Source organism: Streptomyces sp. NPDC058375 (assembly GCF_042723425.1).
Classification (GTDB): Bacteria; Actinomycetota; Actinomycetes; order Streptomycetales; family Streptomycetaceae; genus Streptomyces; species Streptomyces durocortorensis.
In genome coordinates this window covers 1-8,698 of the sequence record NZ_JBHXJG010000288.1, presented here as the reverse complement: position 1 = coordinate 8,698, position 8,698 = coordinate 1, and the positions used below count along the sequence as shown (strand labels likewise).

7 protein-coding genes are annotated in these 8,698 nt (G+C 73.4%); 3 read left to right on the top strand and 4 right to left on the bottom strand.

Features of this window, described 5'->3' with window-relative positions; translation table 11 throughout:
- Window positions 1-76: 76 nt before the first annotated feature.
- Entirely contained in the window at window positions 77-1,342 is a 1,266-nt protein-coding gene (locus ACFWM7_RS30815) for an alpha/beta hydrolase family protein (RefSeq protein ID WP_383266834.1), read from the bottom strand.
- 201 nt (window positions 1,343-1,543) lie between these two features.
- On the opposite strand from ACFWM7_RS30815, the gene ACFWM7_RS30810 reads away from it, so the two are divergent.
- Window positions 1,544-2,188: a TetR/AcrR family transcriptional regulator gene (locus ACFWM7_RS30810; protein WP_383266832.1), complete on the top strand. Its 645-nt coding sequence runs from the start codon at window positions 1,544-1,546 to the stop codon at window positions 2,186-2,188.
- Here the strand turns inward: ACFWM7_RS30810 and ACFWM7_RS30805 are convergent.
- Together ACFWM7_RS30805 and ACFWM7_RS30800 are read right to left on the bottom strand one after the other, a co-directional pair.
- A complete protein-coding gene (locus ACFWM7_RS30805; RefSeq protein ID WP_383266829.1) occupies window positions 2,185-3,066 on the bottom strand; it encodes a MaoC family dehydratase in 882 nt (293 codons plus the stop codon). The genes ACFWM7_RS30810 and ACFWM7_RS30805 overlap by 4 nt on opposite strands.
- A gap of 5 nt (window positions 3,067-3,071) precedes the next feature.
- Window positions 3,072-4,394, bottom strand: a complete 1,323-nt coding sequence (locus tag ACFWM7_RS30800) for a 3-oxoacyl-ACP reductase (protein ID WP_383266826.1) — start codon at window positions 4,392-4,394, stop codon at window positions 3,072-3,074.
- 100 nt (window positions 4,395-4,494) lie between these two features.
- On the opposite strand from ACFWM7_RS30800, the gene ACFWM7_RS30795 reads away from it, so the two are divergent.
- Together ACFWM7_RS30795 and ACFWM7_RS30790 are read left to right on the top strand one after the other, a co-directional pair.
- Window positions 4,495-5,790, top strand: a complete 1,296-nt coding sequence (locus ACFWM7_RS30795; RefSeq protein WP_383266823.1) for an acetyl-CoA C-acetyltransferase — start codon at window positions 4,495-4,497, stop codon at window positions 5,788-5,790.
- 85 nt (window positions 5,791-5,875) lie between these two features.
- The gene (locus ACFWM7_RS30790) at window positions 5,876-7,828 is read left to right on the top strand and encodes an AMP-dependent synthetase/ligase (RefSeq protein WP_383266821.1); all 1,953 of its coding nucleotides are present in this window, start codon (window positions 5,876-5,878) and stop codon (window positions 7,826-7,828) included.
- Window positions 7,829-7,908: 80 nt separating this feature from the next.
- On the opposite strand, the gene ACFWM7_RS30785 is transcribed toward ACFWM7_RS30790, so the two are convergent.
- Entirely contained in the window at window positions 7,909-8,394 is a 486-nt protein-coding gene (locus ACFWM7_RS30785; protein WP_383266818.1) for a hypothetical protein, read from the bottom strand.
- Window positions 8,395-8,698: the final 304 nt, after the last annotated feature.

Sequence of the window (8,698 nt, the reverse complement as noted above, 5' to 3'; positions counted from 1 at the left end):
GTCCACGTCCTGTGCGACGTGGACCGGGGGGCGCTGTGCTGTTCCCCCCGAACGACCCCGACCGACCCCCGTGCGGTCAGGGGCGCTGGAAGAGCACTTCGGGGTGGGCCGGCGTCGGGCCGTTCAGCAGCCGGGCGGGCCGGCCGCGCAGGCTCCGGTCGAAGAAGGCGGTCACATAGCTCCGGGTGATCGTCGTCGAGCGGGCGGCGGAGAGGGGTGCGCCCGGGTCCACGATGCCGAGCTGCTCCCCGATCTCCGGGGTGTCGGTGAACGTGAAGTCCCCGGAATCCCGCACGGTCAGCCAGCGCTTGAAGCCGTCCAGCCGGCCCCAGCTCTCGTCCCAGGACGTGTCGCCGCCGGGTCCGTGCCCGGGGTCGGTCCCCAGCATCAGGAACGGCCGCCGGTCCAGCCCCCGGGTGGGGACCGGGTCGAAGAACGTGCCGTCCAGGTTGACGCCCGCGTCCACCCGGCGGTCGGCGGCCATCGTGGAGGCGGCCGCGGCGCCCCCGATGGAGTGCCCCGCCATGCCCACCCGCCGCGCGTCGATCGACCCGGCGTGCCGCCATGCCGGGCGCGGCCCGGTCAGCCGGTCCAGCAGGAACGAGAAGTCGGCGGCCCGCCCGGTCGAGACGGCGGCCAGGACCTCGTGCCGCGCCGCGTCGTCGGGCTGCGCGTCCACCTCGTCGCAGGCGGCACAGGTGAGGACCCGCCCGTCGGGCAGCTCCGTACCGGTCGACTCGTACGGATGGTCCGCGGTCGCCACGACGTAACCCCGGCTCGCCAGCTCCTCCGCGAGCCCGGTCAGTGTGGCCCGGGGCGTGCCGAAGCCGGGGGAGAGCAGAACCAGCGGGAAGCGTCCTGGGGCCGGCCGGGCGTCCGTACGGGAGTGGGTCCGGGTGGCGGCGACCAGACCGGGCCACGCAGGGTCGTCGAGCCCGCGCTGCGCGAGCATCAGCCGCGCCTCCTCCTCCGGCATGTACGGGGCCGCCGTGCCGCCGCTGCCCGGGCGGGCCGGGTAGTGCAGCGACACCAGCAACTGGCGCGGCCCGGCGGCCGGCACCCAGGGGTCGGTCCGCCCGTGGTCGGTGAGGAACAGGGTGTCGCGGCCGATGGCGTACGGGCCGGTGGGGCGGGGGAGCGCCAACGCGGAGGGCACGGAGGGCGCGGCGGGCGTGGCGAGGTCGCCGGGGGCCGCGCCCAAGGCGGCGGCGGCCGGTGTCGGCGCGGGACCGGACGCGGAGGCGGGCGCGGCCGTGCCGGCCAGGGCGGCCAGTGCGGTCAGGGCGAGCGCCGCGGCGGTCGCGGCGGCCCCGGCCGGTCGGTTGCGGAAGAAGATCGTCATGCCCGCAAAGCTAGGCCGGGCGGCAGGGCGAGCACATCGGACGCCGGGTGGAGCCGGTGTCGGACCACGGGAGGACCCCGCCGCTGTGCCGCTCGCAACAGGCCATCCCTCCGGCCGGTGATCGCTCCCTGCGACGCCGGACCGCCCACCGCCGTACTCTGGGCGGGGAGCAGGGCAGTGGGGGCGGGGAGGAAGCCGGACGTGGGTGCAGTGAAGAGCAAGCGGATGCCGCGCGCCGTGCGCGAGCAGCAGATGATGGACGCGGCGGTGCGGACGTTCGGGCAGCGCGGCTACCGGGCCGCCTCGATGGACGAGATCGCGGAGCTGGCGGGCGTCTCCAAGCCGCTGGTCTACCTGTACCTGAATTCCAAGGAAGAGCTGTTCTCCGCCTGCATCCGCCGCGAGGCGAAAGCCCTGCTGGAGGCGGTCCGGGCCGGGGCGGAGCCGGGGCTGCCCGCCGACGGCCAACTGTGGGCGGGGCTGCGGGCGTTCTTCACCCACACCGCCGAGAACCCGGACGGCTGGTCGGTCCTGCACCGCCAGGCGCGTTCGCACGGTGAGCCGTTCGTCAGTGAGGTCGGCTCGATGCGGGACGAGATCGTCGCGTTCGTGACGGGCCTCATCGGAGCCGCCGCCCGCGAGGCCCACAGCGACCCCGCACTGGCGGACAGGGACGTGGCGGGCCTCGCGCAGGCGTTGGTGGGGGCGGCGGAGTCGCTGGCGGGCTGGGCCAACGACACCCCGGACGTCTCGGCGAAGGAGGCCGCGGCGACCCTGATGAACTTCGCCTGGGCGGGCCTGGAGAACCTGATGCACGCCCGGCCGTGGACGCCTCCGGCCCGCTAGGCGCTCCGCGTCACCGACCCCACGAGGTGCACGCGCCCTTCGGGGCCCCGCAGCGCGAAGGCGTTCCCGGTGGCGTCGGCGGCGTACGTCACGGTGGCGGGCAGCAGGACAGGTGCCTTGAACTCGGCCCGTACGGAACGGAGTTCGGTCGCAACCCCGGACTCGGAGTCAGCCTCGGCCAGGCAGCGGGCGACCGTCCACATGCCGTGCGCGATGGCCCGGGGGAACCCGAACAGCCGGGCGGTCAGCGGGTGGAGGTGGATGGGATTACGGTCCCCGGAGACCGCCCCGTACCGCCGGCCCAGATCGCCGGCAAGCGTCCACTCGGCGCGGGCGGGCAGGTCCTCGTGGGCGACCGGGGCGACCGGGGCGGCGGCTGGTGCGGAGGGCTGTGCGGCCGTCGCCTGACCGCCTGCCGTGGCCGCCTGCCGATGCCGGGACAGATAGCCGCTGCGGGACTCCCACACCAGCTCCCCGCCGACCCGCGCCTCGGTCGCCATCGTGACCTCGGTGCCGCGTCGGTGCGGGGTCAATTCCTCGGCATACACGGATAGTTCGAGGGGCTCGCCCGGGAGTACGTTCCGTCGCGGGGTGATCTCGATCCAGGTGTGGACGAGCCCCAGCACCGGCAGCGGGAAGGTGCGCCCGGTCATCAGCCGCATGGTGAGCGGGAAGGCCAGGACGTGCGGGTACGTCAGCGGCAGCGGGCCGGTCTCCGTGAACCCGCAGATCCGGGCGTACGCGGCGAGGGGCCCGGGTGCGACGGGCGAGCCCGGGCGGGTGAGGCGGCCCGGGGGCAGGGCGGCGTTCGCCCGCCCGGCGCGCTTGAACGGTGAGGAGAGGGCCCCGCGCACGAGCGAGGCGCTGAGTGAGGTCATCGGACTCACGCCCCCAGCAGGCTCTGGCCGCAGACGCGCAGCACCTGGCCGTTGACGGCGGCGGAGCCGGGCTGCGCGAACCAGGCGACAGCCTCGGCCACATCCACCGGAAGCCCGCCCTGGGACAGGGAGTTCATGCGGCGGCCCGCCTCGCGGATGAGGAGCGGCACGGCGGCGGTCATCTTCGTCTCGATGAACCCGGGGGCCACCGCGTTGACGGTGACGCCGTGTTCGGCGGCGGCGCGGGGGCCGAGCGAGCGGACGAGGCCGATGACACCGGCCTTGCCGGCCGCGTAGTTGGTCTGGCCGTTGTTGCCCGCGATGCCCGCGATGGAGGCGGTGGCGACGACCCGGCCGCCCCGGTTGAGGGCGCCCGAGGTGAGGAGCTCGTCCGTGGTGCGCAGCACGCTGTCCAGGTTGACGTCGATGACCTGGGCCCAGCGTTCGGCGGGCATGTTGGCGAGGCGGCGGTCACGGGTGATGCCCGCGTTGTGGACGAGGACGTCGAGCCCGTCCGGTGCGGCGGCGGCGATGCGGGCTGCGGCGTCGGGTGCGGTGATGTCCAGCGGCAGCGCGGTGGCCCCGAGCCGGTCGGCGGTGCGGACCAGGTCGTCCTGGGCCTGGGGGACGTCCAGCACGATGACGTGCGCCCCGTCGCGGGCCAGCACCGAGGCGACGGACGCGCCGATGCCCCGGGCGGCCCCGGTGACCAGGGCGGTGCGGCCGGCGAGCGGGGCGGCCCAGTCGGCGACGGGGTCAGGGGCGGCGGTGGTCAGCTCGATCACCTGGCCGCTGACGTAGGCGGACCGGGGGGAGAGCAGGAAGCGGAGGGTGGACTCGGCGGCCCCCGGCGCGGCCCCGGCCGGGATCCGCAGGAGCTGGACGGTGGAGCCGCGCCCGATCTCCTTGCCCAGCGACCGGACGAAACCCTCCAACGCCTGCTGCGCAGCGGCCTGGTGGTGGTCCTCGGAGGACGGGGGCGTGCCGATGACGACGATCCGGCCACCGGGAGCCTGCGACCGTACAACAGGATGCAGGGCCGCGTGCACCTCGGCGAGACCCCGGGCGGAGGTGACCCCCGTGGCGTCCAGCACGATCCCGGCGGGGCGCGCCGCCTGGGCGTCGACCGTCAGGCCCGTCGCCGCCAGCGCCTTCGCCAGCTCGTCCGTGATCGCCGATTCACCGGCGGTCAGATGCAGCAGCGGCCCGTCCAGCCGCGGGGTCTCCAAGCTCCAGCGACGCAGCGGGGCGGGCTGCGGCAGGCCGAGCCGGCGGGTGAGGAAGCGGCCGGGTGCTGTGCCGGTGAGGTGCAGATAGCGATCGGCCATTGTCCTGACTCTCTGCTCGGTCGTAGATTTACTCCAGAGTAAGGTTACTGAAGAGTCAGGAGCTGGTCGAGATGCACAGTCCCGGACCGACCGAGACGAGATGGTCACGATGACGCGCCAGGACCCGTTCGTGCCGCTCTCCCTGCCGCAGCCGCGCCGCGTGGCGGTCATCGGTGGCAGCCGCACCCCCTTCGCCCGCTCCGACGGCCCGTACGCGACCGCCTCCAACCAGGACCTGCTGACGGCCGCGCTGAACGGCCTGGTCGAGCGGTACGGGCTGGCCGGCGACCGGGTCGGTTCCTTCGTCGCCGGGGCCGTCCTCAAGCACAGCCGCGACTTCAACCTGGCGAGGGAGACGGTCCTCGGTTCCGCGCTCGACCCACGCACGCCCGCGTACGACATCCAGCAGGCCTGCGGCACCGGCCTCCAGGCGGTCATCGCCGCCGCCAACCAGATCGCGCTCGGGTCCGTCGACTCGGCGATCGCGGGCGGCTCCGACACCACCAGCGACGCCCCGCTCGGCGTCAACGACGACCTGCGCCGCATCCTGCTCGCCGCCCGCCGCGCGAAGACGACGGGCGCGCGTATCAAGGCCCTCTCCGCCGTACGCCCCCGTCACCTCGTCCCGGACATCCCGCGCAACGCCGAACCCCGCACCGGCCTGTCGATGGGCGACCACGCCGCCGTCACCGCCCGCCGCTGGGCGGTGAGCCGCGAGGACCAGGACGAGCTGGCCGCGACGAGCCACCAGCGCCTGGCGGCCGCGTTTGAGCGGGGCTTCCTGTACGACCTGGTGGTCCCGTACCGGGGCCTGGACCGCGACCAGAACCTGCGCTCGGACTCGACGGCGGAAAAACTGGCGCGCCTGAAGCCGGTGTTCGGCACCGCCGGCCCCAACCCCACCATGACCGCGGGCAATTCGACGCCGTTGACGGACGGGGCGGCGACGGTGCTGCTGGCGAGCGAGGAGTGGGCGGAGGAACGCGGCCTGGAGCCGCTGGCGTACCTCTCCCTGTACGAGACGGGCGCGGTCGACTACGTGGACGGCGACGACGGGCTCCTCATGGCCCCGGCGTACGTGGTGCCGCGCCTGCTGGAGCGGGCCGGGCTGGGGATCGAGGACTTCGACCTGTACGAGATCCACGAGGCGTTCGCCTCCCAGGTGCTGGCCACCCTCGCCGCCTGGGAGAAGCAGGGCCTCGCCCCGGTGGACCGCACCCGTCTGAACGTGGCCGGCTCCTCCCTGGCCACGGGCCACCCCTTCGCGGCGACGGGAGCCCGGATCGTGGCGACGCTGGCGAAGCTGCTGGCGGAGCGGGAAGGCCCGGGCCGGGGGTTGATCTCGATCTGTGCGGCGGGCGGGCAGGGGGTGACGGCGATCCTGGAACGCCCTTGACCTGCCTGTCTCTTCCGCTGTTTCCCTGCCGGACGGACGACCCGGCGAACCGACCCGCCCGACCCCCCGAACCGAGGAGCCGCACGTGTCAACGCCACCTTCCGCCGCATCCGCATCCGCATCCGCATCCGCATCCGCATCCGCGTCCGCTGTTCCGCAGCCCGTCCTGATCGAGCCGACGAAGAAGCGCGGCCCGGACGGCCGGGTCCAGGAGGTCTCCGTACCGAAGTTCGCGCCGGTCGTGGAGCGCGGCTCGCTGGCCGAGATCCCGTTCGACAACGCCCGGGAGGCGCCTGGGGAGTTGGTCCTCAGCCGTAAGGACGCAGAGGGCGCGTGGCAGGACGTGAGCGCGGCCGACTTCGCCGCCGAGGTGCTGGCGGTGGCGAAGGGCCTGATGGCGGAGGGGCTGCGGGCGGGGGACCGGGTCGCGATCATGGCCCGGACGAGGTACGAGTGGACGCTGCTGGACTTCGCGGCGTGGGCGGCGGGCCTGGTGACGGTCCCGATCTACCCGACCTCGTCCGCGTTCCAGGCCCGCTGGATCCTCCAGAACTCGGGTGCGGTGGCGTGCGCGGTGGAGACGAGGGAGCAGGGCCGCCTGATCAGCCAGGAGCGCAAGCAGCTCGGCGACCTGGCGCACCTGTGGCAGTTCGACACCGGGGCGATCGGCCACCTGAAGTCCCTCGGCAAGGACGTCCCGGACGCGGCGGTCGCGGCGCGCCGGGCCACGCTGGAACCGCACAGCCCGGCGACCCTCATCTACACCTCGGGCACGACGGGCCGCCCAAAGGGCTGTGTCCTGACGCACGGCAACTTCTTCGCCGAGGTCGACAACGCGATCGAACTCCTCCACCCGGTCTTCAAGTCGGTGTCGAAGGAACCGGCTTCGACGCTCCTCTTCCTCCCGCTCTCGCACGTGTTCGGTCGGATGGTGGCGATCGGCTGCATGCGGGCGCGGGTCCGCCTGGGCCACGCGCCGTCGATCCAGACGGAGGACTTGTTGGCGGACCTGGCGGGCTTCCGCCCCACGTTCCTGCTGGCCATCCCGTACGTCCTGGAGAAGGTCTACAACACGGGCCGGGCGACGGCGGAGAAGATGGGCCGCGCCTCGTCGTTCGACCGCGCGGCGCGGATCGCCCAGCGGTACGGCAAGGCGGTCGAGGCCGCCGAACACGGTACGGGCCCGGGGCCGGGCTTCGGTCTGCGCGCGGCCCGCGCCCTGTACGACCCGCTGGTGTACCGCCGTATCCGGGCGGCGCTGGGCGGAAAGGTCCGGTACGTGATCTGCGGCGGCTCCCCGTTGGGCCGTCGGCTCGCCGCGTTCTACGAGGGCGCGGGCATCGGCATCTTCGAGGGGTACGGCCTGACGGAGACCACGGCCGCCCACACGGTGACCCCGCCGCTCAAACCCCGCCTGGGCACGGTGGGTTGGCCGCTGCCCGGCACGTCGGTGCGCATCGCGGATGACGGCGAGGTGCTGCTGCGGGGCGGGCAGGTGTTCCGGGGCTACTGGGACGGGGAGCGGGCGGAGGTGACCCCGGCGCTGCTGGCGGACGACTGGTTCCCGACGGGGGACCTGGGCGCGCTGGACGAGGACGGCTACCTGACGATCACGGGCCGCAAGAAGGACATCATCATCACGTCGGGCGGCAAGAACGTCACCCCGGCCCCGTTGGAGGACTGGCTGCGCGCGCACCCGTTGGTCAGCCAGTGCATGGTGGTCGGCGACAACCGCTCGTACGTCACCGCCCTGATCACCCTGGAGCCGGACGGCCTCCAGCACTGGCGCCGGATGACGAAGAAGCAGGACGTCCCGATGCGTGACCTGGTCCACGACGAGGACCTGCGCACGTCGCTCCAGAAGGCGGTGGACGAGGCGAACCGTCTGGTCTCGCGCGCCGAGTCGATCCGCAAGTTCACGGTCCTGCCGGTGGACTTCACGGAGGGGAACGGCCACCTGACGCCGTCGCTGAAGCTGAAAAGGGAGGCGATCGCGCGGGACTTCGCGGCGGAGATCGAGGGGTTGTACCGGAAGTGAGGGGCGGGGGGCGGACCGCGATCCGGCGGCGGAAGGCGCCGTCGTTACAGGGCGTCAGGGCTGGCCCCGTTCGCCGCCCCCTACACCCAGCGGCCGTCCTCGGCGTTCGGGACGAACAGCTTGTGCTTCGGGTAGCCGGGCAGCGCGGATCCGTGGCCGACGAGACCGGTTTCGCCACGCGCGATGAACCCGAGGCTCCAGGCCGTGGTGAGAACCAGGGCCCCACCGCCCATCGCGACGGACAGCACGACGGGACTACCCGGGTCCAGCGGGATCAGACCGTACAGCGCGACCCCGGCGATCAGGCAGAGGAAGGTCTCGATCCAGCGGCGGACACGCCTTCGCCGCGTCGCTGCGAGGCTGTGCACCGCATAGGTCAGCGTCTTCGCGCACACGCGGCATCTGATGGAGTGGTGACGGGCCGGTTCGCCGTCCTCAGGTCGATCGAGCACCCAGGTCCGGCCGTGGTAGTCCCAGGCGACTGTGGTGGAGGACGTTGCGCGCCCCATGAAGTTCTGCCGATGGGCCAGCATGGTGCGCTGTTCACGTTCGATCAGCAGTGCCATCCTGTGAACCTCCGGCCCGCGGTTTCCCGACGCCTGTTGTTTTCCCAGGGCCACCCGCATCCTGGCCGGGGCTGCTCCCGAGGTCAACAGGGCGAGCGCGCCGGGCCCGCACTCAGGGCGTGGTCACGCGTCGTCGGCCGCGACTGGCGAGGTCGAGCAACTCATGCCGTGCGCTCAGCAAGAACCTCCACGTACCGTTCGGCAGGGGACGCAGTTCGGCGAGCACTTCGCGCGGGGCTTCGCGGGGGAGATCGAGGGGTTGTACCGGCGCGGTTGACCCAGGAGCCGGCCCGCTGATCCAGCG